The sequence below is a fragment of the Actinocatenispora sera genome (assembly GCF_018324685.1).
GTDB classification, from domain to species: Bacteria; Actinomycetota; Actinomycetes; order Mycobacteriales; family Micromonosporaceae; genus Actinocatenispora; species Actinocatenispora sera.
On sequence record NZ_AP023354.1, the window covers coordinates 2,127,974 to 2,154,268 of the forward strand.

30 protein-coding genes, 4 tRNA genes and 1 pseudogene are annotated in these 26,295 nt (G+C 69.3%); 31 read left to right on the forward strand and 4 right to left on the reverse strand.

What is annotated here, in order from left to right:
* The first annotated feature begins 26 nt into the window (after positions 1–26).
* The 21 genes and pseudogenes from Asera_RS10205 to Asera_RS10305 all read left to right on the forward strand — a co-directional run bounded on the left by Asera_RS10205 (position 27) and on the right by Asera_RS10305 (position 15,095).
* Entirely contained in the window at positions 27–899 is an 873-nt protein-coding gene (locus Asera_RS10205; protein ID WP_157034853.1) for a helix-turn-helix domain-containing protein, read from the forward strand.
* The gene (locus Asera_RS10210) at positions 883–1,104 is read left to right on the forward strand and encodes a DUF397 domain-containing protein (RefSeq protein ID WP_239157191.1); all 222 of its coding nucleotides are present in this window, start codon (positions 883–885) and stop codon (positions 1,102–1,104) included. Before Asera_RS10205 ends, Asera_RS10210 begins: the two co-directional genes overlap by 17 nt.
* 4 nt (positions 1,105–1,108) lie before the next feature.
* Positions 1,109–2,314 carry an MFS transporter gene (locus tag Asera_RS10215; RefSeq protein ID WP_051802334.1) on the forward strand — a complete coding sequence of 402 codons (1,206 nt, stop codon included), beginning with the start codon at positions 1,109–1,111 and terminating at the stop codon, positions 2,312–2,314.
* Positions 2,315–2,326: 12 nt separating this feature from the next.
* Positions 2,327–3,553, forward strand: coding sequence for a helix-turn-helix domain-containing protein (locus Asera_RS10220; protein ID WP_035296846.1), 1,227 nt, complete (start codon positions 2,327–2,329; stop codon positions 3,551–3,553).
* 97 nt (positions 3,554–3,650) lie between these two features.
* Positions 3,651–4,316: a hypothetical protein gene (locus Asera_RS10225; RefSeq protein ID WP_157034854.1), complete on the forward strand. Its 666-nt coding sequence runs from the start codon at positions 3,651–3,653 to the stop codon at positions 4,314–4,316.
* Positions 4,317–4,683: 367 nt separating this feature from the next.
* Complete coding sequence (locus Asera_RS10230; protein ID WP_157034855.1) at positions 4,684–4,926, forward strand: hypothetical protein; 243 nt, start codon at positions 4,684–4,686, stop codon at positions 4,924–4,926.
* A 27-nt stretch (positions 4,927–4,953) separates the two neighbouring features.
* The gene (locus Asera_RS10235) at positions 4,954–5,598 is read left to right on the forward strand and encodes a bifunctional DNA primase/polymerase (RefSeq protein WP_212804546.1); all 645 of its coding nucleotides are present in this window, start codon (positions 4,954–4,956) and stop codon (positions 5,596–5,598) included.
* Positions 5,558–6,196 carry a nucleotidyl cyclase domain-containing protein gene (locus tag Asera_RS10240; RefSeq protein ID WP_157034856.1) on the forward strand — a complete coding sequence of 213 codons (639 nt, stop codon included), beginning with the start codon at positions 5,558–5,560 and terminating at the stop codon, positions 6,194–6,196. The genes Asera_RS10235 and Asera_RS10240 overlap by 41 nt, the downstream gene beginning before the upstream one ends.
* Positions 6,186–6,464: a hypothetical protein gene (locus Asera_RS10245; protein ID WP_030446716.1), complete on the forward strand. Its 279-nt coding sequence runs from the start codon at positions 6,186–6,188 to the stop codon at positions 6,462–6,464. Before Asera_RS10240 ends, Asera_RS10245 begins: the two co-directional genes overlap by 11 nt.
* Positions 6,465–6,660: 196 nt before the next feature.
* Complete coding sequence (locus tag Asera_RS10250; protein WP_244843816.1) at positions 6,661–7,110, forward strand: hypothetical protein; 450 nt, start codon at positions 6,661–6,663, stop codon at positions 7,108–7,110.
* Positions 7,111–7,204: 94 nt separating this feature from the next.
* Positions 7,205–7,600 (forward strand): hypothetical protein, encoded by a 396-nt coding sequence (locus tag Asera_RS10255; protein WP_157034857.1) that lies wholly within the window; start codon positions 7,205–7,207, stop codon positions 7,598–7,600.
* Positions 7,597–7,845 carry a hypothetical protein gene (locus tag Asera_RS10260; RefSeq protein ID WP_157034858.1) on the forward strand — a complete coding sequence of 83 codons (249 nt, stop codon included), beginning with the start codon at positions 7,597–7,599 and terminating at the stop codon, positions 7,843–7,845. The genes Asera_RS10255 and Asera_RS10260 overlap by 4 nt, the downstream gene beginning before the upstream one ends.
* A complete protein-coding gene (locus tag Asera_RS10265; RefSeq protein ID WP_084131674.1) occupies positions 7,845–9,443 on the forward strand; it encodes an FtsK/SpoIIIE domain-containing protein in 1,599 nt (532 codons plus the stop codon). The genes Asera_RS10260 and Asera_RS10265 overlap by 1 nt, the downstream gene beginning before the upstream one ends.
* A gap of 71 nt (positions 9,444–9,514) precedes the next feature.
* Positions 9,515–9,703, forward strand: a complete 189-nt coding sequence (locus tag Asera_RS10270) for a hypothetical protein (RefSeq protein ID WP_244843817.1) — start codon at positions 9,515–9,517, stop codon at positions 9,701–9,703.
* A 9-nt stretch (positions 9,704–9,712) separates the two neighbouring features.
* Complete coding sequence (locus Asera_RS10275) at positions 9,713–10,336, forward strand: DUF2637 domain-containing protein (RefSeq protein WP_157034859.1); 624 nt, start codon at positions 9,713–9,715, stop codon at positions 10,334–10,336.
* A 92-nt stretch (positions 10,337–10,428) separates the two neighbouring features.
* Positions 10,429–12,138 carry a replication initiator gene (locus Asera_RS10280; RefSeq protein WP_244843818.1) on the forward strand — a complete coding sequence of 570 codons (1,710 nt, stop codon included), beginning with the start codon at positions 10,429–10,431 and terminating at the stop codon, positions 12,136–12,138.
* A gap of 17 nt (positions 12,139–12,155) precedes the next feature.
* Positions 12,156–12,344: a helix-turn-helix transcriptional regulator gene (locus tag Asera_RS10285; protein ID WP_338028161.1), complete on the forward strand. Its 189-nt coding sequence runs from the start codon at positions 12,156–12,158 to the stop codon at positions 12,342–12,344.
* A complete protein-coding gene (locus Asera_RS10290; RefSeq protein WP_084131676.1) occupies positions 12,341–13,810 on the forward strand; it encodes a tyrosine-type recombinase/integrase in 1,470 nt (489 codons plus the stop codon). The genes Asera_RS10285 and Asera_RS10290 overlap by 4 nt, the downstream gene beginning before the upstream one ends.
* Before the next feature lie 20 nt (positions 13,811–13,830).
* A tRNA-Tyr gene (locus tag Asera_RS10295) sits at positions 13,831–13,913 on the forward strand.
* Positions 13,914–14,136: 223 nt separating this feature from the next.
* Positions 14,137–14,464: pseudogene (locus tag Asera_RS10300) on the forward strand (transposase family protein); the annotation flags it as partial.
* A gap of 163 nt (positions 14,465–14,627) precedes the next feature.
* Positions 14,628–15,095 carry an HIT family protein gene (locus Asera_RS10305; RefSeq protein WP_084131677.1) on the forward strand — a complete coding sequence of 156 codons (468 nt, stop codon included), beginning with the start codon at positions 14,628–14,630 and terminating at the stop codon, positions 15,093–15,095.
* Positions 15,096–15,682: 587 nt separating this feature from the next.
* Here Asera_RS10305 and Asera_RS10310 read toward each other — a convergent pair.
* Positions 15,683–16,078, reverse strand: coding sequence for a VOC family protein (locus Asera_RS10310; protein ID WP_051802338.1), 396 nt, complete (start codon positions 16,076–16,078; stop codon positions 15,683–15,685).
* A gap of 221 nt (positions 16,079–16,299) precedes the next feature.
* On the opposite strand from Asera_RS10310, the gene Asera_RS10315 reads away from it, so the two are divergent.
* Positions 16,300–16,980: a TetR/AcrR family transcriptional regulator gene (locus Asera_RS10315; RefSeq protein ID WP_030446727.1), complete on the forward strand. Its 681-nt coding sequence runs from the start codon at positions 16,300–16,302 to the stop codon at positions 16,978–16,980.
* Between the two features lie 112 nt (positions 16,981–17,092).
* Here Asera_RS10315 and Asera_RS10320 read toward each other — a convergent pair whose 3' ends face one another.
* The 3 genes from Asera_RS10320 to Asera_RS10330 form a co-directional block, all read right to left on the reverse strand.
* On the reverse strand, positions 17,093–17,836 hold the full coding sequence (locus Asera_RS10320; RefSeq protein ID WP_030446728.1) for a VOC family protein: 744 nt from the start codon (positions 17,834–17,836) through the stop codon (positions 17,093–17,095).
* 86 nt (positions 17,837–17,922) lie between these two features.
* Complete coding sequence (locus tag Asera_RS10325; protein ID WP_030446729.1) at positions 17,923–18,609, reverse strand: DUF899 domain-containing protein; 687 nt, start codon at positions 18,607–18,609, stop codon at positions 17,923–17,925.
* A 179-nt stretch (positions 18,610–18,788) separates the two neighbouring features.
* Positions 18,789–19,415, reverse strand: coding sequence for a cysteine hydrolase family protein (locus tag Asera_RS10330; protein ID WP_030446730.1), 627 nt, complete (start codon positions 19,413–19,415; stop codon positions 18,789–18,791).
* Positions 19,416–19,889: 474 nt separating this feature from the next.
* Between Asera_RS10330 and Asera_RS10335 the strand changes: the two genes are divergently transcribed.
* From Asera_RS10335 to nusG, 9 genes are all read left to right on the forward strand, one after another.
* A complete protein-coding gene (locus Asera_RS10335) occupies positions 19,890–22,412 on the forward strand; it encodes a putative bifunctional diguanylate cyclase/phosphodiesterase (protein ID WP_084131679.1) in 2,523 nt (840 codons plus the stop codon).
* A gap of 91 nt (positions 22,413–22,503) precedes the next feature.
* A tRNA-Thr gene (locus Asera_RS10340) sits at positions 22,504–22,576 on the forward strand.
* A 219-nt stretch (positions 22,577–22,795) separates the two neighbouring features.
* A tRNA-Met gene (locus tag Asera_RS10345) sits at positions 22,796–22,868 on the forward strand.
* A 109-nt stretch (positions 22,869–22,977) separates the two neighbouring features.
* Complete coding sequence (gene rpmG / locus Asera_RS10350) at positions 22,978–23,145, forward strand: 50S ribosomal protein L33 (protein WP_030446732.1); 168 nt, start codon at positions 22,978–22,980, stop codon at positions 23,143–23,145.
* A gap of 158 nt (positions 23,146–23,303) precedes the next feature.
* Positions 23,304–23,759 carry a MaoC family dehydratase N-terminal domain-containing protein gene (locus Asera_RS10355; RefSeq protein ID WP_030446733.1) on the forward strand — a complete coding sequence of 152 codons (456 nt, stop codon included), beginning with the start codon at positions 23,304–23,306 and terminating at the stop codon, positions 23,757–23,759.
* Positions 23,756–24,175 (forward strand): MaoC family dehydratase, encoded by a 420-nt coding sequence (locus tag Asera_RS10360; RefSeq protein ID WP_030446734.1) that lies wholly within the window; start codon positions 23,756–23,758, stop codon positions 24,173–24,175. Before Asera_RS10355 ends, Asera_RS10360 begins: the two co-directional genes overlap by 4 nt.
* A 168-nt stretch (positions 24,176–24,343) precedes the next feature.
* A tRNA-Trp gene (locus Asera_RS10365) sits at positions 24,344–24,416 on the forward strand.
* Between the two features lie 189 nt (positions 24,417–24,605).
* Positions 24,606–25,145, forward strand: coding sequence for a preprotein translocase subunit SecE (gene secE, locus Asera_RS33905; protein ID WP_030446735.1), 540 nt, complete (start codon positions 24,606–24,608; stop codon positions 25,143–25,145).
* 310 nt (positions 25,146–25,455) lie between these two features.
* Positions 25,456–26,154 carry a transcription termination/antitermination protein NusG gene (nusG, locus tag Asera_RS10375; protein WP_157034870.1) on the forward strand — a complete coding sequence of 233 codons (699 nt, stop codon included), beginning with the start codon at positions 25,456–25,458 and terminating at the stop codon, positions 26,152–26,154.
* The last annotated feature ends 141 nt before the right edge of the window (positions 26,155–26,295 follow it).

The window sequence follows — 26,295 nt, forward strand, 5'->3', positions numbered from 1 at the left end:
TCACTGGTGCATGACCGGAGGTGGCCATGACGTCGGCGCAGAGGGCGCGGGTGGGGGCTGAGCTGCGCCGGATCCGGCTAGCCGAGGGCCTGTCCGGTGAGGACGTCGGGGCGGCGCTGGGGTGGTCGCAGTCGAAGGTGTCTCGGATCGAGACGGGGCGGTTCGGGGTGAGCATCCCGGATCTGTCGGCGCTGCTGAGCTACTACGGCGTGCCGGAAGAGGTCAAGGCGGAGCTGCTGTCGACGGCGGCGGATGACGCCGGGATCGACGGAGCGTGGATCGTCCGGGCTGGCGGTACGCCGCGGCGGCAGGGCGAGGTGCAGGCCGTCGAGACGCAGTTGAAGCGGTTCCGGCAGCATCACCCGTTGCTGGTGCCGGGTCAGTTGCAGTCGGAGGAGTACGCGCGGGAGAACGCCCGGTTGGGGGGCTGGCCTGACCCGGACGGCATCGCTCGGCGCCGGATGGTGCGGCAGGAGCTGCTGGAAGGCAAGGGCGCGCCGCACTATGAAGTCATCCTCGACGCGCGGGCGCTCTGGTACTGGCCCGGCGACCGGTCGGTGATGAAGGGCCAGATCGATCACCTCATCGAGCGGGCGGCGCTGTCGTCGGTGACTATGCGGGTGATCCCGTTCGGGGCGGACCGCTCGGCGGTGGCGATGGCGCCGTTCATCCTCTACGACTTCACGAAGCAGACGAGCCCGCCGGTGGTGTTCCTGGAGGCGCAGACCTCCGACACGTACCTGTCGGATCCGAAGGACGTGCAGACGTACTCGGAGCTGTTCGACAAGCTTGCGGCGGACGCACTTGATCATGCGGAGTCGATCAACTACGTTGCGTCGCTGGGTAAGGAAATCCAGTCCTATCGATCCCGAGGAGGATCACGTGGCAAGCGTGCCTGACTTCGGCAATGCCAAGTGGCGCAAGAGCAGTACCAGCGACTCCGGCGGCTGCGTCGAGGTCGCCTACGCGGACGGCTTCATCGGGGTACGCGATACGAAGGACCACGGCGCCGGCCCGGTCCTGACCTTCAACCGGCACGAGTGGACGGCGTTCCTCGAAGGCGTGGGCAACCGCGAGTTCACGTTGGACGAGCTGAGCAAGTAGATCGATGGCCACCGGTACCGACGAACGGCAGACCGTGCGTAAGCGCGGCCTGGCGCCGCTGCTCGCCTCCACGGGCGTCTCGGTCACCGGTGACGGCATCTTCGCCGCGGCGGCTCCGCTGCTCGCGGCATCGCTCACGCGCAACCCGGTCGCTGTCTCTGCGGTCTCCGCGGCCGGGTACGCGGCATGGTTCCTCGTCGGACTCCCGGCCGGCGCGCTGGTCGACCGGTGGCACCGACGAGCCGTGATGATCACCGCCGACCTGGCGCGCTTCGTCGTCCTGGGCGTCCTCGCGCTCCTGCTGGTCACCGGACATGCGACGGTCGGCCTGCTGATCGTGGCCGTCTTCCTCGTCGGGGTCGGCGCCTGCTTCTTCGAACCGGCCGCGCAGGCTGCGGTACCGGCGATCGTGGGACGGGACAAGTCGGCGCTGTCCCGCGCGAACGGCAAGGTGTGGGCACTCGACACGTTCGGCCGAACCCTTGCGGGGCCACCGATCGGCGCGGCGTTGTTCGCCGCTGTGGTGGCTCTGCCGTTCGGTCTGGACGCCGCGTCCTTCCTCGTCTCCGCCGTACTCCTGATCGGCCTTCCGGCCGGCCGCGCCAAGTCGGCGGCGACTGAGCCGATCCTGTCCGCGGTACGCAACGGAGTCCGCTACCTCGTCCACTCGGCCGAACTGCGGACGCTCTCGCTCGGGATGGCCGCGTACAACTTTGGCTACAACGTGGCGTTCGCGACGCTGGTGCTGTTCGCCGAAGACGTGCTTCACTTGGGCAACATCGGCTACGGTGCGCTCATCGCGACCGCCGCCGTCGGCGGTATCCTCGGCGGCTGGCTCGCGCCCCGCATCGGTCAACGCATGTCCGCCCGTCGCGTCTACGCGGTGGCGCTGCTCGTGCAGGGCGGTGCGTGGGCGCTGATGCTGTTCGGGAACCCGTGGGTCGCCGGCGTCGCCCTGGCCGTCGTCGGCATCGCATCCACCACGGTCAGCGTCGTAGGCGGCTCGGCGCGGCAACTGCTCACCCCCGACAACATGCTCGGCCGGGTCACCGCGGCGACCCGGCTGCTCGGCATCGGCTCCGCCGGCGTCGGCGCCATGGTCGGTGGCGCCATCGCGCACGCCGGAACGCTGCACACCCCCCTGATCGTCGCCCCGATCCTGCTCGCCGTGCTGTCGGTGGTGTTCGGGCTGCGATCCAGTACGACCTGACCGGAGGCGGCGATGGCCCGCGGCGACGCTCACATCGGTACTCGGGTCCGCTACTGGCGTGGTCGCCGTGGCCTGTCGCAGGTCGCGCTGGCTGGACTCGCCGGCATGAGCCAGGCATACCTGAGCCAGATCGAAACCGGCGCCCGTACCGTCGACTCCCGCGCCACGCTCGCCCGCCTCGCCGAGGCGCTACAGGTCACCACCGCCAGCCTCGAAGGCCAACCCGCCGACCCGCGCACGCCGGAGCACTCCAGCGCATCCGCGGCGATCCCGGCGGTACGCGCCGCGCTCGTCGCTGCCTCGCTGGGGGATGACGTCACGACCGGCCGCGGCATCGACGAGCTGGCCGCCGAGGTCGACCGCGCCGTACGTCTTCGCACCGAGGCGGACTACGCACGCCTCACGCCGCTCCTACCCGACCTGATCAGCGACCTGCACGCGGCGACGTGCTCCGCCGACGAACAGACTGCGCGGATGGCGCTGCGGCTGATGGTGTCCGCGCTGTACTGCTGCACGTTCACCGTGAAGTACCTCGGCTATCCGGACCTCGCGATGGCTGCCGCCGACCAGGCGCAGCGTGCCGCCGAACGGCTCGACGACCCGATGGTGCGCGGCATCGCCGACTTCGTACGCATCCAAAGTCTTCCCCCGGAGCTGGGCCGCCTGGCCCACCACCTGTCCGCCGATGCCGTCGACCGCCTGGCGGTGCTCGCCGACGACCCAACCGGCGGTCAGGTGTACGGCATGCTTCACCTCGTCTCCGCCCGCGTCTCCGCCGTCGACCGCCGCACCACCGACGTCGCTACCCACCTCGCCGAAGCCCGATCCGTCGCCACCCGACTCGGCGAAACCACCGATGGCGGCCCGGTCGCCCTCTGGTTCGGCCCGACCAACGTCTCCTTCTGGGAAACAGCAATCGCCGTCGAACTCAGCGAAGGCGCCCGAGTCCGTGAACTCGCCGCCGGTGTCACTCCCACCGCCGTACGTTCCGCTACCCGCCAGGCTTCCTGGTACGCCGACCTCGGCCGCGGTCTGGCCCAAACCCGCAGAGCAGATCAAGAGGCAGTCGCCTACCTGACCCGCTCGGAACGCCTTGCCCCCCAACGTATCCACCTCAACCCAACCGTTCGCGACTCCGTTGCCTTGCTCCTTCGTCGCGCTCGGCGCAAGCAACAAGTTGGTGACTTGCAGCGACTTGCCGATCTGGTTGGACTATCAACGGGGACCAATCGTCGTTAGCGAGAGCCAGGTTCCGACTTCCAACGAGGCGTTTACGCGCGATCTGTAAGATCCGCGTAGCGATCGGCTAGTTGAGTACATACCCTACTCTTTATCCATGTCTAAAAGAAATTTTGACAAGGCAGAGTTTCGGCGGTGGCTTATTGGCGGATCTGCAACGCTGCTATTTAGCGGTATTCTAATTTGTCTCCAGCGCGGCTCCGTTGGCCGTCTGATTCTCCTGCCATTCTTCTTTGCTGGGGTCGCGATGATATCGGTCTCGGCGGCATTATTTGACCCGGGTAGCCGCTTTAATAATAACGTGGTGGCTGGCGCCGTGTACGCGAGTCAAATCCTGTTCTTCTTTATCTCGTCAATGGTCGCTGTCTTCAGACCTGTCGATCCAAATGTTCGCGTCCTCGGATCGGCCGTCTTAGTGGGAACACTGCTGTTGCTAACTGCCACGATTCAGAAAATTCGTTCGGTGCGGTCATCGCATCTCTCGCAACTTGAGCGTCAAGAGCTCCTTCAGAAGCTGGAGGAACACTACAACGAGCTAAATGAAACATTAAGAGACTTCGCGGTCGAGACCGCTAGGAAGAATGAGGAGTGTCCGCCAGTGGGCAGTAATCCCGCGGACATAGTTGTTTGTGGGAATGCCCGTTCAAGGCGTACTTCACGTCTCGTCTTAGGCCTCACTGTTGGTGTGGCAGCCGCCGCTGTGGTAGGAGTTGGATTTGGGCTCCGCCAGATAGGAAAGGCGCAGGGGAATCAGAAATCTTGACTCTGATGTTGCTCCGACTATTCGGGAGGCTGAAACAGGGAAAGATTCCTTCTCTAGGCGGCGAAATGGAAGCCTCGACGTGCCGTGAACGCATGCTGTGTCAGTTTCCTGGAAGGCGCCCAGTCTAGGTCCAGGCCAAATCAAGCGTCGCGGTACTTCTATCACGCGGTTGAGCCGCGTATTGCCCACTGCTATATTCATCGGTGCATAGCGCCGTAGCGTGCTGGTAGCGGTCGTGGGAGGGCGGTTGGAACCTCCCGCGGTCGGTGTGCAGGGGCGGCGACGTTCGGTGCCTTGGCTGGCCGTACCCCAGTCAACTCCCTAGCCTGGGCGTCGCTGCCCCGCCAGACGCGAATGGAGGGGCAGCGTGGTGCGACACGGAACCCTGGCGCCGGAGGAGGAACCGCCGGACGGCGCGGATGTGCTGCTGTGGCGTAGCGCCCAGCGGATGCTGAGGACCCACCGACCTGATCCGGTCGACTCGACCAAGTGCGGATTCCCGGGGTGTCTGCGGCCGGAGCAGTACCCGTGCCCGGCGCGGCGCATCGCCGAGGCGGCGTTGACGTTGAGCATGTATGGGCACCGGATCACCCCGGCGTGGGGCCGGTGATGGGAACCGGCAGGGGAGGTGGTCGCCGTGGCGTGGCCGAGGCGGATTCTTCACGAGGCGCTGCGGTACGCGAAGTTCGGGTGGCCGGTGGCTCCCGGTGCACGGGCGCTCGGCCCGGCTCGACGCTGGCAGTGGTTGCTCAACCCGGACGCGCCAGTGCCGCCCGTGCGTTGCGAATGCGGACCGAACTGCTCGATGCCTGCGGCTCATCCGACCGGCCCGGGGGTGACATCGGCCGCCGAGATACGGGCGATATGGGATGTCGCCGAGCCGCCGAACATTGTGCTCGCTTGCGGGGTCGGCTTCGACGTGATCCGGGTCGGCGGCCAGGTGGCGGCAGAGACCGAGAAGATCCTTGCCGCCTGGCGGGTGGCGCCGGCCATCGCGCTGACGGCAACCGCGGTCGTCCAACGGCTGCTGTTCGTCGCGTCGGGGGAGCCGGTCGAACTGCCGGCGGGCGCGGACTACCTCGGCCGCGGCGACTGGGTGCCGGCTCCGCCGTCGTCTCGCGGTCCCGCCGGCGAGGATCGATGGTTCTGGTCGTACGAGACACGATGGCGGACGCTGCCCAGCGCTGCGGAGGTGGCGCCTGCGGTGTGGCTCGCCGATCGCGAAGTACGGAGGTTTCGTGATGGCCTCTTCCCTCGCGGATCGGGTTCGCTACGCGCGTGAGCGCAAGCCGGCGCCGGTCGCCGGCTCCTGGTGTTGGGATGCCCGGGACGAACCGAACACGGGCCTCGTCTGCTTCCCGGATCTCGACCAGCGGCTACCAGGCCATGTGGCGGCGGCGCTGGCCGCAGGGCACGGCATCGGTGTCGCGATCGGAGACGTCGACGGGCTGACGGAGTACGTCGAGGCGGCCAACCAGGCGGGTAGCTGGGGCCACCAGGCGGGCAACGAGCTGATGCGGCTCGCCGGGCTGATCGCGCGGGAGTGGTTCGCCGCGCGGGTCACGGACGGGTGCCTGTCGACGTTCGGCGGGGACGAGATCGTGTTGGTCGCCGAGTCCGATGACGCGGACCGGTTTCAGGGCCACGTGGACGAGTTGCGCGGGCTGCTGTGTGATCGGCTGGCGTGCACGGTGTCGTTCGCGGTCGGGTACCTCGATCCGGCGTCGTTCGGTCCCTGGCTATGCGCGACGCTGCTCGGGGGAGTGGACCGGGCGTTGTTCGAGCGGAAGGCCACTCGTCGGCGAGGCGGCGACGTACCGGCGGGGTTCCTGCTGCGCGCGCCGCTGGCGCTGGTGCCGGGGAGGTCCGGTGGCTGCTGAGGTCATCGCCGGCGCGATCCCGCGACCGGGGCAACTCGTCTACCTGGGGCGGGAGGCGTCGCCGGAGTTCACGGCCAACCCGTTCCGGCTGCTGCTGACCGCGCCGGTACAGGCGTCCAGCGTCGACCTGGCCGCCGGCCGCTCGGTCGACGATGCCGCCTGGCTGCTGCTGACGGGCTGGGAGCTGGACGAGCGGCAACGGCGTCGGCTCCTCCGTACCGTCTCGGCCCGCCGGATGGGCCTGATCATCGTCGTCGGACCCCGGTAGCCGAAATCTGCTGTACCGCCCGCCCCGTGTCTGACCAGGCACGGGGCGGCTTCGTGTGCCCGTCGGGCGAAAAAGGTGCCTTGCTTGGTTGCCGATCCTCTATGCACATGTGCATACTGGATCTCGTTATGCAGTAGTGCATAGCGCGGACATGATCGGTGCCGGGCACGTCCCGGCCGAGGCGGAGGTGCACAGAGTGGCTATCCCGATGGGCATCCGGGTGGAGATCCCGTCCGATGCGGCGTTTCCGAACGGCGCGCTGTTCCTCGGCGTGCAGGCGGAAACCGACTTCGACAAGCGCGGCCAGGGCGACGACCAGGCGCGCGACAAGCAGACCGGCCAGCGCGTCTGGGCGGTCACGGTGATGGACCTCGACCCGGAGGCGTCCCGGTTCGGCCGCAACGCGCAGGTCAAGGTCAAGGTGCTCGCCGACCAGCAGCCGGTGCCGCCGGCCGCGAGGATCCCCGGCTACCCGCCAGTGGTGGCGTTCGAGGGCTTGCAGTTCACGCCGTACGTCGACGACAAGAAGTGCCGCGCGCCCCGTGACGGCGGTGCGCACCGGTGCCGGGCGCAGCAGACGTACTCGTTTCGCGCCACCGGCATCTGCGAGCCGGCGCGCGTCGCGATGCCGGAACAGGTCGCCTGAGTCGTCCCCGATGAGGGGCGCGGGACGGCCGATGCTTGCCGGCTGACCGTCCCGCGCTTCTCCTGACCGCTTCACGTTTCAGGAGGAAACCAGCATGTCACGCCCCGATGTGGTGAGTTTGGCCTGCCCTGGGCTGGCCGAGGTGCGAGCCGCGTACTGTTCGTCGGCGTCGGACGCCGATCGGGTGGCCGCGCTCGTCGAGATCGCCGGTGCCGCTGCGGCGCTGGCCCGAACGATCTGCCGGTACCGGCACCTGGATCCTGTCCAGCTGGCGGAGCTGGTGTCGCGTCCGATCGACGTGCCTGCCGCGCTGGGCCGCGGAACGTGGTTGCCCACGATGGTCTTCAGCATCCCAACGAAGCCGGAACGAAACCCGTTGCGGCGCAAGACATCGAACAACACGCCGAGCGGCCGTGGTTCTACTTGTGCGGTTCAGTCGACGTTGTTCCCGGTCGTGCCGGCGTTTGCGAGCGCTGGGGGTGCCCGATGAACGGCCCCACGGACGACGGCTCTCGCGATGCGCTGCCCGGTGAGCTGTGCACGTGTGGTCGTCAGGCGACCGCGGTGTTCTCGACCAGGTTCGGCCTCGTTGGTTCGTGCGGCATCGCGGACGGCGGCAGCGACGTTGGCCCGTGCCCGTTCTGCTCGTCGCCCCGTAAGCACTTCGACGAGCTGGGATACCCCGAACGTTGCCCGGACTACCGGCTGCGTCCGGTGATGGGTGGTGGTCGGTGATGGCGGGGCGTCGTGAGCCGCAGTTGGTGCGGCTGCAGTCGTCGGTGTTCGCGCTGCCTCGGTGGGCGCTGCTGATCGGTCTCATCATCCGGTGCGTGTTCCGCGCTGTGCGGTTCGTGTTCCGGTACTGGCGGGTGACCGGACCGGCGTTCCTGCTCGCCTGGTTGGGCTTCAACGCCGGGTGGAAGACCGTGCCGATCCTGCTCGTCCTGGTGGCCGCCGCACTGTCTGGCTGGCGGGTCGGGCATCGCGAGTCGTTCGACCGCTGGGTCCGCTGGCCGTTCGCGTCGCGGTGGCGCCGGTGGTGGCTGTACCGGCGCGGTTGGGAACCGACGATGCGTGCGTGCGGGCTGTCGTTCGCACACGGGTCGGAGCAGTACTGGCCGCGCGTCCTCTCGGTCGCCTCGTCCGTCGCTGGTGATGTGGTGCGGCTGCGGATGCTGCGTGGGCAGACGCCGGAGCACTACACCGGCAAGTCGGCCGAGCTGGCGTACTCGTTCGGTACGCGGCTGTGCCGGGTGTTCTCCGGCCGGGTCAACGTCTCGCCGCGCGTGCACTCCGGGCGGCTCGGCGCCGTCGTGGCGTGGTGGGAGCGCCGCAAGTACGGCCGCGATCGTCCGACCGAGATGACGCTGGTGTTCGTCCGCGGTGACCTGCTCGCGTACGTGGTGCCTGCGATCGCAACGGATCGGATCGCCAGCGCGCCGGACCTGGCTCGACTGCCCGTCGGGCTCCGAGAGGACAACGCGCCGCTGCACCTGGTACTGGCGCAGACGCACGTCCTGATCGCGGGCGCCACCGGGGCCGGGAAGGGCTCGGTGATCTGGTCGATCCTGCGGGCGCTGGCCGGCGGGATCCGCAGTGGCCTCGTGCAGGTGTGGGCCATCGATCCGAAGGGTGGGATGGAGCTGGCGATGGGGCAGCGGATGTTTGCGCGCTTCGCGTACTCGTCGCTGACCGAGATGGCCGACGTCCTGGACCAGGCCGTCGACGTCATGCGCGAGCGGCAGACCCGGCTGGCCGGCGCCGTTCGCCAGCACACTCCGACTCCGCAGGACCCGACGATCGTCGTGCTCGTCGACGAGCTGGCGGCGCTGACCGCGTACCTCACTGACAAGGATCTCCGGGCGCGGATCGATTCGGCGTTGGCGATGCTGCTGTCGCAGGGTCGGGCGCTCGGTGTGCACGTGATCGCGGCGGTGCAGGACCCGCGCAAGGAGGTCGTCAAGTTCCGCGACCTGTTCCCGACCCGGGTGGGCCTGCGGATGACCGAGGATGAGCAGGTCGACATGGTGCTCGGCGCGGGCGCTCGGAAGCGGGGCGCGCTGGCTGACCAGATCCCGGCCAGCCTGCCCGGCGTCGGCTACATGGTGCTCGACCAGCGGCCCGAACCGGTCCGGGTGCGGTTCACCCACGTCACCGACGAGCACATCCGGGACATGAACGCGCGGTTCGCCTGCCCGAACCCGTACCGCTCGGGTCCCGTCGACCAGGAAGCGTCGACGAGCCGGCCGACGGTACCGGCGCAGGCTCCGGCCGGTCGACGCGTCGGCGTCATGCCCGCGGGGCTGCTGGACAAGCTGAGGGCCGAGCAGTGACCGCCGCCGACACGTGGGCCGCTCGGCTGTGGCGGCTGCGCGTTCCGGACGTCCGTACGAAGGGCACCGCGGTGACCGTTCGCCTTGACGCCAACGAGACCGATGCCCGGATCTGGCTCGCGGTCGGGTCCGGGCATCGCCGGATGCCGCTGACGCTCCCGGAGGCGTGGGCGGTCGTGAAGCTCCTCGCTGAGGCCGTCGACTTCACCGGCGATCCGCCACCGTTCGTCGCTCGCACCGTCACCCCGACAACCAAGTAAGGGACGCACATGCCTACGGGAGAGCAGGTGGAGAGCGTCGCGCGCGTCGGCATCCTGGCCGGTATCGGGGTGATGGCGGGCGCCGCGAGCTTCACGCACATGCACGACTGGACGATGGCCAACGCTCCGGCCGGCACCGGCGACTGGTTCGGCTGGGCGAACGCGATGGCCTCCGAGCTGACTCCGACCGTGGCGGTACTCGACATGCGCCGCCGGCGGCGAACCGGTGCCTCGGTGCGGTTCCCCGCCGTCGTACTGGTCGGGTTCCTCGGCCTGTCGATGGCGGCGCAGTTCGCGCGTGCGAAGCCGTCGGTGTCCGGGTGGCTGCTGGCGGTCGTACCGGCTGTCGCGTTCGCCGTACTGAGCAAGATGGTGCTGACTGGTGGCCCTGCGACGAAGCAGGAACCGGTGCAGGACAACGGAACGAGTGACCCGGCGTCCTCTGCATCGGTGGCTGCGTCGACCGGCGATGTCCCGGCACCTTCGCTTGTTCCGTCGACTTCGCTGCCGACTCCATCTGTTGGGCCGACCCGAATGGGCCCGCCGGCCCGGCCTACGGCTCCGCGCGTGGTGGTGCCGTCCCGACCGATCTCCCGTACGTCGCTCAACGGCAAGGAGGTACCGACCGCATGACCGCCCCGTCAACCGTTCCGGCCTCGCAGACGGTCGTCTTGCCTGGTCTCGGCCGGGAGGAGACTCCGCGGCCCGGATCTCGCGCGGCTCGGTTGTTGCAGCCGATCGCGAAGGACGTTGCCGCCGAGCTGGCGAAGAAGTTCGGGGTGTGCGTCAAACCGGTCTGGCTGCGCCGCACCAACACCGCCACCGGCGAAACCGAGCTGATCTCGGTACCCTGCGGGGCCACCTCGGCGGCCAAGTGTGAACCGTGCGCGGAAGCCAACCGTCGGCTGCGGATGCAGCAGATCCGCGAGGGCTGGCACCTGACCGACGAACCGGTCACGACCCCGGATGCTCCGACCGACGAGCAGCGGGAGCTGGTCGAGTACCGGGCCGTCCTGGAGTTCGCGCGCACGTCGGTGGTGATGGCGGCGGAGTGGGAGCAGGTCGCCGAGCTGGACGCGGAGATCGACCAGGTGGACGAGCAGATCACCGCGGCCGGCATCCGCGGCTCGGTCCTCCCCGGGGGCCGAAAGGACGGCACCGACGGGCAGGAGGCGGCTCCGGCGCGGAAGCGGTCGACCAAACGGCGGCAGGACGCACCCGACCTGCCTCGGCTGCCCGTGGCGAACCGCACAATCCCGCACCCGCACATCGGCACCGACGGCCGGGAGCACCGCGACTCGATGTTCCTGACGCTCACCCTCGGCTCGTACGGGCCGATCCACTCGGCGTACCACCGACGCGGACGCGTTCAGCCGTGCGAGTGCGGGGAGCTGCACGGCCAGCATGACCCGCGCCTCGGCACCCCGGTCGACCCCGACTCGTACGACTACCGGGCCGCGGCGCTGGACTGCATCCACTTCGCCAAGGTGCTCGACCGGTTCTGGCAGAACCTGCGCCGCGCCGTCGGCTGGAACGTGCAGTACGCCGGGTCAATCGAGATGCAGAAGCGGTTGGCTCCGCACGGGCACTTCGCGATTCGGGGTGCGCTGCCGCGCAAGCTGGTCCGGCAGGTGGCGGCGGCGACGTATCACCAGGTGTGGTGGCCCGCTCATGATCGGCTCGTGTACGACCCGGACGGCGCTCTGCCGACCTGGGACGCGACCGAGAAGACGTATCGCGACCCGGAAGCCGGGGCAGCGCTGCCGACCTGGGATGAGGCGCTGGACGCAATCGACGACGACCCGGACGCCGAACCGGCGCACGTGGCCCGGCTCGGCACGGTCAACGTCAAGGGCGTCCGCGGCGGCTCGGACAACGCCGAGAAAACGATCCGCTACATCACGAAGTACATCGCCAAAGACATCACCGACGCCGTGTCGCCGGACTCGCGGGCGCAGGAAGACCACATGGCGCGCCTGGCGGCCGAGCTGCAAACCCTGCCGTGCTCGCCGACCTGCCCGAACTGGCTGCTCTACGGCATCCAGCCGAAGAACGCGAAAGCGACCGCGCGGCCGGGGCGGTGCAAGGGCAAGGTGCATCAGCGGCGCACGCTCGGCTTCACCGGTCGGCGCGTCCTGGTCTCCCGGCAGTGGTCGAACAAGACCCTCGCCGACCACCGCGCCGACCGGAAGGCTTGGGTGAAGGCGCTCCTCGCCCTTTCGGCAACCGACGAGCAGGGCCAGGCGGACGACGCTGACGGCCCGGTACTCGACCGGTACGAGTACGCGTTGGCGTCCCGGGACGACCCCGACGTGCCGCCGGCGCACGTCCATTTCCTGCGCAAGATCGCCGAACGCCAGCAGTGGAAGGCGCAGCGCGATGCGGCCATGGAACGGCTGCGACTTCTTTCGGCAACTCCGAACCAAGCGGCATGAGACCTGGGGGAAACAGCGTGTTGATCAAGGATGAGTGGTTGAGCATCGGCCAGATTGCCGCGGAGCTGCGGGTCTCGCGGTCGACGGTCTACTACTGGCGCCAGACCGGTACGGGTCCTCGCGCGACCCGACTCCCGAACGGGGAGTTGCGCATTCGCCGCAGCGTTCTCGACGCCTGGCTCGCGGATCGGGAGGAGGCCGCGTGAACAGCTATGACGTCCAGATCTCCGACGTCTGGAAGCGCAAGGACTCCGGAGGCGTTCGGCGGTCGAGGCCGTACCGGCTGCGGTGGAAGGTCGGCGGCCAACCCTTCGAGCTGTACTACCGGACGAAGGCGCTCGCGAACTCCGACCGCGCCCGCCTGGTCCACGCGGCCAACGCGGGCGAGCCGTTCGACACCGAGACCGGCCGTCCGGTGACCGAAGCGCGCACGCTGAACATGCCGACCTGGTACGAGCACGCTCGCGACTACGTGGCGATGAAGTGGCCGCGCGCGGCTGCGAAGACCCGGCGCTCGATGGTGGAGGCGCTGGTGGTGATCACGCCGGTACTGACGAAGCAGGTGAAGGGCCGCCCGCCGGCCGCGGTGCTCCGCCGCGCGCTCTACCTCTACGGGCTCAACCCGCGGCGCTGGGATGAAGAGGTACCGGCGCCGGAGGCGAAGGCGCTCGACTGGCTGGCCCGGGCATCCCTGCCGCTCGACGCACTGGCCAACGCCGCGACGGCCCGGCGGGCTCTCGACGCGTGTGCGGTCCGGCTCGACGGGAAGGCCGCCGCCGCGACCACGGTCGCCCGGAAACGCGCCGTCTTCTACAACGCGCTCGGGTACGCAGTCGAGCGGGAACAGCTTTCGGCAAACCCGATCGACAAGATCGACTGGAAGGCACCGCAGGTCGCCTCGGCCGTCGACCGGCGCACCGTGGCCAACCCGGATCAGGTGGCGAAGATCCTCGACGGCGTGCGCTCGCTCGGGAAGCCGGGCCTGCGGCTGCTCGCGTTCTACGCCTGCATCTACTACACCGGCGCGCGTCCCTCCGAGGTCGCGTACCTGAAGCGGTCCGACTGCCGGCTTCCGGCAACCGGCTGGGGGAGGGTCACCTACGTCGAGACGCAACCGCGGGCCGGCGGGCACTGGACCGACGACGGCAGTCCGCGCGAGGTACGCGGACTCAAGCACCGACCCCGGAAGGAGACCCGCGAGGTACCGGCACCGCCGGAGCTGGTCGCGCTGCTCCGCGAGCACATCGATCGGGAAGGCGTCGCCGCCGACGGCCGGCTTTTCCGCAGCGCCCGGGGCAACCCGGTCTCGGACAGCGTGTACGACCGGCTGTGGAAGAAGGCCAGGAAGCAAGCGTTTACCGCGGAGCAGGTGGCCTCGCCGCTGGCCCGCCGTCCGTACGACCTGCGGCACGCGGCGGCGTCGCTCTGGCTCAACGCTGGTGTCTCGCCGACCCGCGTCGCCCGTCGGCTCGGGCACAGCGTCGAGGTGCTGCTTCGCGTGTACGCGAACTGCGTAGACGGTGACGAAGAGTTGATGAACCAGCGGATCGGCCAGGCGCTGACCGGCCGGGGCGTCACCGCGGCGCTCGATCAGGCGGCCGAGGGCATCGCGGAGGGCAGGAACCGGGCCGGGGGCACGGCAGGGGCAGACGACCTCGCCGAGGGTGCCTGACGATGCCGTTGATGCAGGTAGGCGGGAGTTTGACGGCCAAGATCACGCGTTGTCTGTAAAACCGTCGGCTACGCCTACACTGGTTCGAATCCAGTACCCGCCACACCAGGGCTTCCAGGCCCCCGGCCAGCGCAAACGCTGGCCGGGGGCCTTTCTCGTGTGTCCGGCCGTGTCCGGCGCCGACCGGCCGTCTACGGCTAGCCGCCCTGAATACGCCCCGAAATTCGTCCGGCGGATCCGACCGGCCCGCGAGCACGAAAAGGCCCCGGGGAACCGCCAGACGGCGACTCCCCGGGGCCTTTATCCCGTTCACGCAGGATCGTGCGTTACCAGGCAGCGTGCACGACACCGTCGCCGCGGCGGACCTGGACCATCCTTCCCGCACTACGCCAGGCGGGGCTGATCGCCCTGGGCGACAAGGGCTACCACGGCATCGGCCCGGAAGTGATCACCCCGTACAAGGGCAAGGGCAAACTGGAGCCGCAGAAGGACGCCAACCGGGCCCACACGCGGCTACGCGGACCTGGAGAACGCGCAAACGCGCAGCTCAAGACCTGGCGAATCCTACGCAAGCTGCGGTGCAGCCCCCATCGCGCGGGCCAGCTCGCCAGACCCATCCATGTCCTCCACAATCACGAACTCACCGCAGGATGAAAAAGGCTCAGTAAGTGGGCCCCGTCTGAACGCCTGGTAACCGTTGGAAGACGATTGGCCGAGGCATTTGGGTCCTGGATTTGTGCTGGCAGCGTCCGTCGCGTGCAGCCATGTGCTCGTCGGAGTGAACGACATAATTCCGCGCAGACACTATGCTCGCGCCGTGGTCTGGCCAGTTGATTGGGACGAGCGTGTTGAGGGGTCTGCGTGCACCATGTGCACGGCGGACCGGCCGGATGAGTCGGATGCAGGCCTAAGAGTCTTCGCTGGTGACTTCACCGATGCTTACCTGGCAAGGCGGGCACTGGTACGTGGCTACGTTGTGGTCGTGTGGCGCGGGCGGCACGTGGTGGAGCCGCATCACCTGACCGCCGATGAGGCTGTCGAGTACAACACGGACGTTCTGCACGTCGGACGGGGCGTCAAGGGCCACTTCCGCCCGTTGAAGATCAACTATCAGACGCTGGGCAACCGAATGCCCCACCTGCATACGCACGTCACGCCTCGCTATCGCGACGACCCGGCGCCCGGGGCGCCGCTTCCGGACGGCCCGAACCGGCCCGTGCCCGAGCGTCAATGGCGTGCGGATGCTCAGGCGCTGCGGCTGCGTCTGGGATTCAAGAACTCCTGAAGCTGGATCGGCCTACGGGGCTGCCGCATCGCTGTTGCAATATTCACCAGTGCATAGCGTCGTAGCGTGCTGGTAGCGCGGCGACGTTCGGTGCCTTGGCTGGCCGTACCCAATCAACTCCTTAGCCTGGGCGTCGCTGCCCAAAATGGAGGGGCGGCGTCGACTCGACCAGGTACGGCTCTGCGGATGCCCACGACCGGAGCAGTACCCGTGCCCGGCACGGCGTATCGCCGAGGCGTAGTTGACGTTGAGCCTGTATGGGCACCGGATCACCACGGCGTGGGGCCTGTGATGCGAACCGCGGCAGATGCTCGCAATCATCCGCTTGGTCCGGCGATGACCTTGGCCGTCGAGGTTCGGGACGGCATGGGGTCGCTGCCGACTCGCCGAGCATCGTGCTCGCGTGCGGGTCGGCTTCGACGTGATCCGGGCCGGCGGCCATCTGGCGGCCGGCCCGAGAAGATTCTTGCGGCCTGGCGGGTGGCGCCGGCCACCGCTCTGACGGCGACCGCGGTTGTGCAACGGCTGCTGTTCGTCGCGCGGGAGAACCGGTCGAGCTGCCGGCACTTCTGTATGGACGCCGGGCTCTATTCGGTCGCGGAGCCGGCCAGTGCATCGGCCGTGCGCTGTTCCCATTCGCCTGCGTTGTCGACGACGAAGCAGAACTCGTTTCCCTCGGGGTCGAGCATGACGACATACCCGTCCCCGCCGTCGTCGAGCCGTCGGCGTCCGGCCGTGTGGGCGCCGAGCGCGGTCGCACGAGCGATGGCTTCGACGGCATCCGGTACTTGGATGTCGAGATGCAGGCGGTTCTTCACCTGTTTCGGCTCCGGAACCTGTTGGAACGAGAGACGTAGAGGCTCGGCGGCGACCACGGCGAGGCGATCGCTGAGGACGCCCCGGCGACAGCGGAGCAGGTCGGCCCAGAACTGGGAGAGATCCGCTGGTCGGAGACAGTCGATCATGATCTCTTGGATGATCATTCGCATATCGGACACGTTAGTGCGTTACGTCTCCGACTTCGGACCGGACCGTGGGCTCCGGCGTCGAGCATTCGGCGCCATGCCACCGCCGAACGCCTGAACGCCAGCGCTGCAACGGCATGCCGGCGCAACGACATGAGCGCTGCAGCGGCATAGCGTGGACACGTCGTGGTCGGGCCGTTGAGACGGTGTATCGGGGCGGGCGATGTATCGTCGGCGCCGTGTTGGTGTGGGAGCGGCCGGAGCCGCCGGACCGACCGATCCCGGCGCCGCTGAGCCGGGAGCGGATCGTCCGGGCGGCGATCCGGCTGGCGGACGCGGACGGGCTGGCGGCGGTTTCGCTGCGCAAGGTGGCCGCGGCGCTGGAGGTCGGGCCGATGCGGCTGTACGGCTACCTCGACACCAAGGACGAGCTGCTCGATCTGATGGTCGACGAGATCTACGCGGAGATTCGGCCGGTCGGGGACGGGTGGCGCCAGGTGTTGCACTCCCTGGCCGGCGCCACCCGGCAGGCCGTTCACCGGCACGAGTGGCTCGCCGACCTGATCGGCGGCCGGCCCGCGCTCGGGCCGTACGCGCTGGCCAGGGGAGAGGCGGTGGTGGCCGCGATGGACGGCGTCGACGTCGACCTGGTGATGCCGGTGGTCGGCGCTGTCGACGCGTACGTGATCGGTGTGGTGCGGCGCGAGATCGCCGAGCGGCGCGCCGAACGGGCCAGTGGCATGGACCAGCGGGAGTGGCAGCGGGCGTACGGGCCCTATCTGGAGCGAACGTTCGCCACCGGTCGGTTCCCCGCCCTCGCCACCGTCGTCCGCGACGCCACCCACCTGGACGCCGACGAGACTTTCCGGTTGGGCCTCGATTTCCTGCTCGATGGCATCGAGGCGCACCTCGAGCGCTGACGCCCGGGCCGATCGCCGAGCGTCCAGCCCGGGCCGGTCGCCGAGTGCCCAGCCCGGGCCAGTCGCCGAGTGTCCAGCCCGAGCCGATCGCCGGCCGCCCACTCCGGGCCGGTTACGCGGGAGAGGGGTCAGCGGGGCCGAGGATGCAGAACTCGTGGCCTTCCGGGTCGGCGAGGACCCGCCAGGTGACCTCGCCCTGGCCCACGTCGGCGGGCGTCGCCCCGAGCGCTTCGACCCGGGCCACCTCCGCGGCGAACCCCGAAACGGGGCGCGGCACCAGGTCGAGGTGGGCGCGGTGCCACCGGCTCGGCAGGTGCGGCGTACGGGCGAGTTCCAGGTACGGGCCGATACCTTCGGCGGCGCGCAGCAGCGCGTGCTCGTCGGTCACGCCGTGCCGGGTCCAGCCCAGCACGTCGGTCCAGAATCGGGTCATGGCGCCGGGGTCGGTGCAGTCGACGACGATCGCGGCGATCGGTCCGGTGTCCCGGTAGTCCTCCCGCGGTTCCCGAACGCAGAACTGGTTGCCCTCCGGGTCGGCGAGTACCGGCCACGAGACGGCTGCCTCGACCGGGGTCGCGCCGAGGTCGCGCAGCCGCTCGACCAGCTCCGCCTGGTGCGCTGCGGAGGTGGTGGCGAGTTCGAGGTGCGTGCGGTACCGCACCGTTTCGGGGTCCGGTACGGCGATGAAGTCCAGGGAGCTCGTGGCGGCGGACGGCCAGTCGGTGCCGGCGGGCAACGCGCTGGCCGCGCCCGGCTCCTCGCTGGAGAACTCCCAGCCGAGGGCCGCCGCCCAGAACCGGCCCAGCGCTGCTTCGTCCCGCGCCTTGAGGTTCACCTGACCGAGTTGCAACGCCATGCCGCCGACCCTAGCCGCGGCCGGACGGGCGGCGTCGACCGAGTCGCAGCGGCGCTGGGCTCGCCGCTCAGCGCCGCCGTGGTGGGCTACGGCTTGGGGCCGTACAGGCGGGCGATCTTCTCCGAACCGGTCCAGCGGCTGTAGGTGGGTTCCTGCGGCCAGCCGTCGGGGGAGTCCTGCCATTCCTCCCGCCGCCCGTACGGGAGCAGGTCGATCAGCGGGAATGTGTGGGTCAGCTGCTCGGTACCGCGGCCGTTGGTGTGCCAGGTGCGGTAGACGGTGTCGCCGTCCCGGAGGAACACGTTGACCGCGAACCCGCCGCCGGGCGGGGCGTCGACGTCGGCGCCGAAGGAGCTGTTCGCGGTCGAGTACCAGGTCATCTTGTTGCCGACCCGCTTCTTGTACGCGAGTGCCGCACCGATCGGCCCCTGCGTGACGATGACGAACCGTGCGTCGTACTCCTCGAGGAACTCCAGCCGGGTGTACTGCGAGGTGAACCCGGTGCAGCCCGGGCACTGCCATTCCTCGTCCGGGAACCACATGTGGTTGTAGACGATCAGTTGCGACTTGCCGTCGAACACGTCGGCCAGCCGGACCGGCCCCTCCTCGCCCTCCAGGGTGTACTCCGGCAGCTCGACCATCGGCAGCCGGCGGCGCTGCGCGGCGATCGCGTCGAGCTCCCGGGTCGCCGACTTCTCCCGTACCCGCAGTGCGTCGAGCTCGCGGCGCCAGGCCTCGGCGTCGACGACCGGCGGTAGTGCAGTGGTGCCCATGGGGGCCTCCCGCGTGAGACGTCTGATGATCCGTACGGGTAGACGCACCGCACCCGCCCAACTCATCGGTGCCCTCGCACCCGTCTCGGCACGCATTCGCCGCAGCACGGCGGCGGTCCGGCCGTGGACCAGCGGTCCGGCCGGGGCCAGCGGCCGCCGGCGGCGGCCCCGTCGACCGGCTATCCGCGCCATCGGGCGAGGATCGCGGCCGCGTCGTACCTGACCCGATCCGGCTGGTTGAACCGCAGGAAGTCGCGGACCGCCCGATTGTCCGTCTGCTCGCCGAAGTCCTGCCCGGACACCAGATCGGGTGGTACCAGGTAGTGGTACCCGCGCTCGGCCGCACCGAGCACCGCGTACAGCACGCAGCAGACCAGCTCGACGCCGCAGATCACCAACCCGTCGATGTCGTACCGATCCAGAAGGTCGGTGAACTCGCAGCTCTGCCAGCAGTCGAACCGGTCCTTGACGACCACCGTCGCGCCCGGCACGGGGTCGAGGAACAGCTCCGCTCCCCAGGAGCCGGCCGCGCACAGCCCGTCCGCGCGCTCCCACCGTCGTTGGCGCGGCGTGAGCCGATCGAGGTCGAGTACCTGCCGCGTGTACACCACCCGGGCGCCCAGCTCACCGGCCCGGCGGGCGAAGGTGTCCGCCCGCCGGGCCGCCTGCGCGTTGCGGGTGTTGCCGGGTGGTCGACCCGTACTGGCGTCGGGATGGCAGAAGTCGTTCTGGAAGTCCACCAGTACCACCGCCACCCGCTGCGGCTCCAGCTCGAAGAACCCGTCCACCGGCCCCGACCCGTCCATCCACGTAGTGTCGCGACGGGGTGGCCCGGCCGCGACCGGAAACGGCGCGAGACCGGCCTCGCCGCGGCACGGGTTCGGAGACGGACCGTGGTGACGTACTTGCGGAACGAATATTCGCCCGGCTGAAACGTCTGTGCCTGGTTTTCGGAAGGAAAGTTTAGAGGGCCCCTCGACCGGTCGCCGTGCCCGACATCCTTCCCGACAAAACGGTTGTTAAGGCGACGATCTGTGCGTGGACTCGGGTCGAAGCGCGCCCATACCCCTTCTACTCGCACCCCGGTAGCGGCTAACATCAGCTGGAGGCTGCGCCAGCAGTCGCACTCCCCCGCCTCGTTTGACAGGAGACACCGCGATGCGTATGCATGTTGCCTCAGCGCACCGTACCGATTACGGCTGGAACATCCTCGGTCGCTGAATTCGTCACGGATTGCTTAACTCGGCTGGTGCTGGAGTGCGAGCCGGGAAGGTGAGCGGATGGGCTCACTGACGAGCATCTCGGGCCGCCGGGCGCTCTACTCGTGGGCGTTCACGGTCGGCCTCCTCGTCGCAGCATTTGGGCTCACCGTGGTCAACCCGAGGGTCCACGGTTTCACCGTGGGCCCTGTTGGGTTGTTCGTGGTGCTCGCCGGTGGCCTGCTGCTGAGTCAGGCCGCCAAGCTGCACATCGAGATCGGTCGGCAGAACATCACGGTGTCGCCGATCGAGATCCCGTTCCTGATCGCACTGTTCGTGCTGCCGCCCGTGGGCGTGCTGGTCGCGCGCCTGATCGCCGGGGTCATCGTGTACCTCTGGCTCAGCAAGGACAGCACCAAGTACGTCTTCAACGTCGCGCTCTTCGCCGCCAGTACCGCGGTGGCGAACCTGATCGTCGCCGCGTTCGGGCCGCTGCAGATCTCGCAGCCACGAAGTTGGCTCGTTGGCCTCGCTGCCGTCTTGGCGCTCGAGATCTTCGCGTACCTGTGCGTCGCCGCCGTCGTGGGCATCATGCAGGGCTCGGTGTCGCCGGGCGACCTGCTGCGTAACGCCTCGTCACTTCTGTTCGGTGAGGCCGCGGCCGTGATCGGCCTGATCATGTTGCTCGCCATCCAGGTGACGCTGTGGGCCCTGGTTCCCCTCGCCGCGTTGGCGCTGATCGTCGCGTACGGGTTCCGGATGTACGCGCGGTTCATCAGCGAACACCAGAAGCTCGACGAGATGTACGAGTTGACCCGGGCGGTGCGGCAGGCGGCATCCGAGGGCGAACTGGCGGACATCCTGCTCAGCCGGGTTCGCGGAATGCTACGGGCCGAGTACGCGACGCTCTGGCTGCCCGCCTCCGGCCGGTACCCGGAGGTGCTGCTGACCGCGAAGGAGGGCGTCCGCGGCCTGCTCGACCGGGCTCCGGCGCCGGCCGACCTGCGGCGCGAGGCGTTCGCCGAGGGCGGCACGGTCGTGGTCGGGCCGAAGCTCGGCGACGACGCGCGGCGCGCGCAGCTGCTGGACAGCCGGACCAAGGACGTCATCATCGTGCCGCTGCGATCCGGCAGCGCGACCGTCGGCACGGTCGAGTGCGTGAACCGGCTGGGCGATGTGCACCAGTTCGGCCCGGCGGACGTGAACCAGATGGAGGCGATCGCCTCGCAGACCGCCGCCGCGGTGGAGAACGCCCGGCTGGTGGAGCGGCTGCGGTTCGACGCGTACCACGACGCGCTGACCGGGCTGCCCAACCGGCACCGCATGATCACCGCGATCGAGGAAGCGGTGAAGGTACGCGCGCCGGGCGAGGTGGTCAGCGTCCTGGTCTTCGACGTGGACGGGCTGCGCGACGTGAACGACTCGCTCGGCCACGGCGCCGGCGACCAGCTGCTCGCCGAGGTCGGCAAGCGGCTGCAGTCGGCGGCGCCGGCCGGTTCGCTGGTGTCCCGGGTGGGCGGCGACGAGTTCGCGCTGCTGGTCCGGATGCTGGGGATCGACGACGCCGTCGCGCTGGCCCGTGAGCTGCGCACCGCGCTGCAGGAACCGATGCCGTTCGGCAACGCCCGGCTCGACGTGGACACCGCGGTCGGCCTGGCCATCCATCCCGATCACGGCAGCGAGCCGGAGGTGCTGCTGCAGCGCGCCGACCTCGCCAACCTGGCCGCCAAGGGCACCCAGGCCGCGGTCCAGGTGTTCAACCTCGGGCTGGAGTCGAGCAGCGTCCGCCGGCTCGGCCTGGCCGGCGACCTGCGTCGCGCGATCGACGCGGCCGAGCTGGAGGTGCACTTCCAGCCCAAGATCGCGATCGGGCGGCGCGAGCTGATCGGCGTGGAGTGCCTGGCCCGGTGGAAGCACGCGACGCACGGCTGGGTCTCGCCGAGCGACTTCGTCGCCGTCGCCGAGCACACCGGCCAGCTGGGCCGGCTGACCGACCTGGTGCTGCGCGAAGGGATGCGTCGCTGCCGGGAATGGGTCGACACGGGGCACCCGCTCACCGTCGCGGTCAACCTCTCGCCCCGCACGCTGGTCGACCCGGTGTTCCCCAGCTACCTGCAGGAACTGCTCACCGAGTACGACGTGCCGCCGGAGCTGCTGACACTGGAGATCACCGAGGACCGGAACTTCAGCGATACCGACCGGCCGCTGCCCACGCTGCGCCGGCTGCGGGACACCGGGGTCCGGCTGTCGGTCGACGACTTCGGCACCGGCTACTCGTCCCTGTCGTACCTGCGCCGGCTGCCGGTGCAGGAGGTCAAGATCGACCGGACGTTCGTGCAGGGGATGGCCACCGACGACGGCGACTACGCGATCGTCCGGGCGGTCGTCGACCTGGCCCGCCACTTCGGCCTCGAGGTGGTCGCCGAGGGGGTGGAGAGCGAGCTCGCGCTCAGCCAGCTGGAGGAGATGGGCTGCGACATCGGCCAGGGGTTCTACTTCTCCCGTCCGCTGTCGTACGAGCGGTTGGTGGCCTGGCTCGCGGCCCGCACCGAGCTGGCCGAGTCCGCCGGTGACAGCAGCCGCCGGCTGCGCGTGGTCACCTGACCCGGCCCTCCGGGCAGGCAGGGGATCCGATTTTGGGCCGCCGAACCCACCGTGTACCCTTACCCAGGCACCTCCCCGCAAGGGGATGCGCGCCCCTTTAGCTCAGTCGGCAGAGCGTCTCCATGGTAAGGAGAAGGTCTACGGTTCGATTCCGTAAAGGGGCTCGACATCCGGGTTTCCTGTGCCCGCCGAGAGCGCGGGCCGGGATGTCTCGCTGATGCCAGCCTGGGGGGCGACCCCCGGATCCCCGAATGTCAGGGGCTTCGCCCCCGAACCCCCGCCGGCCATGTTGCCGGCGAGCCGGGTTCGCGGCGGGCGCCTGGTCAGGCGGGCTCAAGGTTCGGCCCGACGCAGGTGATCGGCTTGCCTGGAGTCTGGTTTGCGGCGGTGTAGCTCAGTTGGCAGAGCAAGCGGCTCATAATCGCTGTGTCGCCGGTTCGAGTCCGGCCACCGCTACGAGACGTCGCCGATTTGGCGATGTATCTTTGTCCGGGCGCTTCCCTGAGCGCCTGACGACGGCCGTTCGTGGCCGTCGAGACAGCACCGACGAGAAAGGCACTCCGCCGTGGCCAAGGCGACCGATGTACGTCCGAAGATCACGATGGCGTGCGTGGAGTGCAAGGAGCGCAACTACATCACGCGCAAGAACCGCCGCAACGACCCGGACCGCATGGAGCTGAAGAAGTTCTGCCCGCGTTGCGGCAAGCACACCGCGCACCGCGAGACCCGCTGACCCGACGCCGCGCAGCCCAGCGGCTGCCGGCCGGCAGGTTCGCGCAACAGCACGTCACGACCGGCGCCCTCGGGCCGCCGGTCGTTTCGTGTCCGCCGCCACTTCGCTCGCGTGTTCCGGCCGGGTCGCCGGGACACCACATCCGACGGGGAGCAACGATGCCGCTGGACAGCTCGTTCGTGGGCCGCAGCTACCCGCCCACCCCGGCGTACGAGGTGGGGCGGGAGAAGATCCGCGAGTTCGCCGCGGCGCTGGGCGACGACAACCCGGCCTACCGGTACCGGGATGCCGCCCGGGCACTCGGCCACCCGGACGTGATCGCGCCGCCGACGTTCGCCATCGCGTTCACCTGGCCGGCGAGCCAGCAGCTGATCCACGACCCGGAACTGGGGCTCGACTTCGGCCGGGCCGTGCACGGAGACCAGAAGTTCACCTACCACCGGCCGATCCACGCCGGTGATCGCTTGCGCAGCACGGTGATCGTCGAGAACATCCGTGCGGTGGCCGGCAATGACATGATCACCACGCGGATCGAAGTGACCGACGAGGCCGGCGAGCCGGTCGTGACTACCTGGTCCATGCTCGTGGTCCGGGCTGCGGAGGTGTCGGGATGATCGCGTTCGACGAGGCCCCGGTCGGTACCGAGTTGCCGGTCCGAACGTTTCGGGTGACCCGTACCGATCTGGTGCGGTACGCCGGCGCGTCCGGCGACTTCAACCTGATCCACTGGAACGAGCGCACCGCCACCGCGGTCGGGCTGCCGGACGTCATCGCACACGGCATGTACACGATGGGGTTGGCCGGCCGGGCGGTCACCGACTGGCTGGGGGACCCCGGCGCGCTGGTCGACTTCGGGGTGCGGTTCAGCCGCCCGGTCGTGGTGCCGGACACCGACGACGGTACCGAGGTCCAGGTGGGCGGGGTGGTCAAGCGGGCCCTCGACGACCGCCAGGTGGTGATCGAGCTGACCGTCACCAGCGACGGCGTCAAGGTTCTCGGGCAGGCCCGGGCCACGGTCCGGCTGAGCTGACGAACGGGGCCGGCGAGCCGGCCGTGCGGCGCGGGTGGGGTGCCGGTTGGGAGATTGGGGTGGCAACCCGTACACTGGTCCGCCGGGGGTGCCGGTGCCTGCGGTGCGTGTCACCGAGCGTGCCAACACCCCCGCTGCGTGACGTGCCGCGACAGCGTCGGGTCACGAAGGGGCGTGGCGCAATTGGCAGCGCAGCGGTCTCCAAAACCGCAGGTTGCAGGTTCGAATCCTGTCGCCCCTGCGCCGAGTACGTCCCGGCCGGATCCGGTCGGGTGGGCAGGCGTGGCAGCGCGTTGGTCCGCCGTCGCGCTGTCCCGACAATCCGGCGCGGATCCCGTCACGGGGTTGGCTCGGGAGCACGAATAGGCCAGGATCGAATGGCCCAGGACGTGGCTGGGATCGTGTTGGCATAGGACCTGAGAGGGCTGAAGTGGCCGAGAGGAAGCGACGCGGGGGCGACGCCGACGGCGGATCCGCCGACGACGAGGTCCGCGACAGCCTCGATGAGGCCGCCGCCGAAGAGACCCTCGAAGACGACATCGCGGACGAGTCGGACTCCAACGACGAGGGTTCCGCGAGCGACGAGGGCACGGCGAGCTCCGGGGCCAAGCGGTCCACCCGAGCCAAGAGCGCCGCCGGCAAGCGGGACGGCAAGAGCTCCGGCACCACCGCGGTGCGCAGCAAGAGCTCGAAGGCCGGCTCCGGCAAGTCCGGTGACAAGAAGAACGACAAGTCGAAGAAGGACAAGACCGACGGACGGCCGCGTGGTCTGGGGCGGCTTACCCGGTTCGTTCGTGAGGTCGTCGCCGAGCTACGTAAGGTGATCTGGCCGACCCGCAAGGAGCTGGTCACCTACGCGGTCGTGGTGATCATCTTCGTTGCGGTGATCCTGGCGATCGTGGGGCTGCTCGACCTTGGGTTCTCCAAGGCGGCGCTGTGGGTCTTCGGCGGCGGTAAGAATAACCAGTAGACGAAGCCCGCGGGGCCTGAGCGCCGCGTTCGCATCTCGGGTTGGCCGGCAACGCGGGCCGGCCCGTGATCCACATTGGAAGTGAGCAAGCGTGTCTGAGTTCGACGAGACCGGCCGGCCGACCGACGAGCAGGAGTCCTCGCCGGCGGCTGAGGCTGCCGCCACGACCGGTGGCGCGGCCGGGGACGGCGCCGCCGAGCAGGCCGGTACCGGTGCCGTGGCCACCGCCGTCGAGCCGGCGGCCGAGCCGACCGCCTCCGACCCGGCCGATGCCGAGCAGTCGGCCGACGCCGAGCAGGCGACCGACACCGTGTCGACCGACACCGAGGCGCCGGCCGACACCGACCTGGCCGAGTCCGAGCAGGCCGCCGACGAGCCCGCCACCGAGGAAGAGGCCGCCGAGGTCGACCCGGTGACCGAGCTGCGGCAGGCGCTGCGGCACGCGCCCGGCTACTGGTACGTCGTGCACTCCTACGCCGGGTACGAGAACAAGGTCAAGACCAACCTGGAGAGTCGGATCCAGAGCCTGGACATGGAGGACTACATCTTCCAGGTCGAGGTGCCGACCCGGGAAGAGGTCGAGGTCAAGAACGGCAAGCGGCAGAACGTCCAGAGCAAGGTCTTCCCCGGCTACATCCTGGTCCGGATGGACCTGATCCCGGAGTCGTACTCCTGCGTGCGGAACACGCCGGGTGTGACCGGGTTCGTCGGCGCCACCGACCGGGCCGACAACCCGTCGCCGCTCACCCTCGACGAGGTCATCAAGTGGCTCGCGCCGGGGGTCAAGGAGGAGAAGGCCGAGGCCGCTGCCGGCGCCGGTGCCAAGCCCGAGATCAAGGTCGACTTCGAGGTCGGCGACTCGGTCACGGTCATCGACGGCGCGTTCGCCTCGCTGCCGGCCAGCATCTCGGAGATCAACGCCGACCAGCAGAAGCTCAAGGTGCTGGTGTCGATCTTCGGCCGGGAGACCCCGGTGGAGCTCAACTTCAACCAGGTCTCCAAGATCTAGCGACAACCGAAGACGTCCGGCGCCCGGGGGCAGGCCCGGGTGCCGGTGTGTGGAAAACAAACCAGCGCCGCCGAGGACACGTCCGTGGCCGAGGCGGCCCAGTCCCGGGCCGGCCGGCAGCCGGTGCGGGGCGTGTAGGAG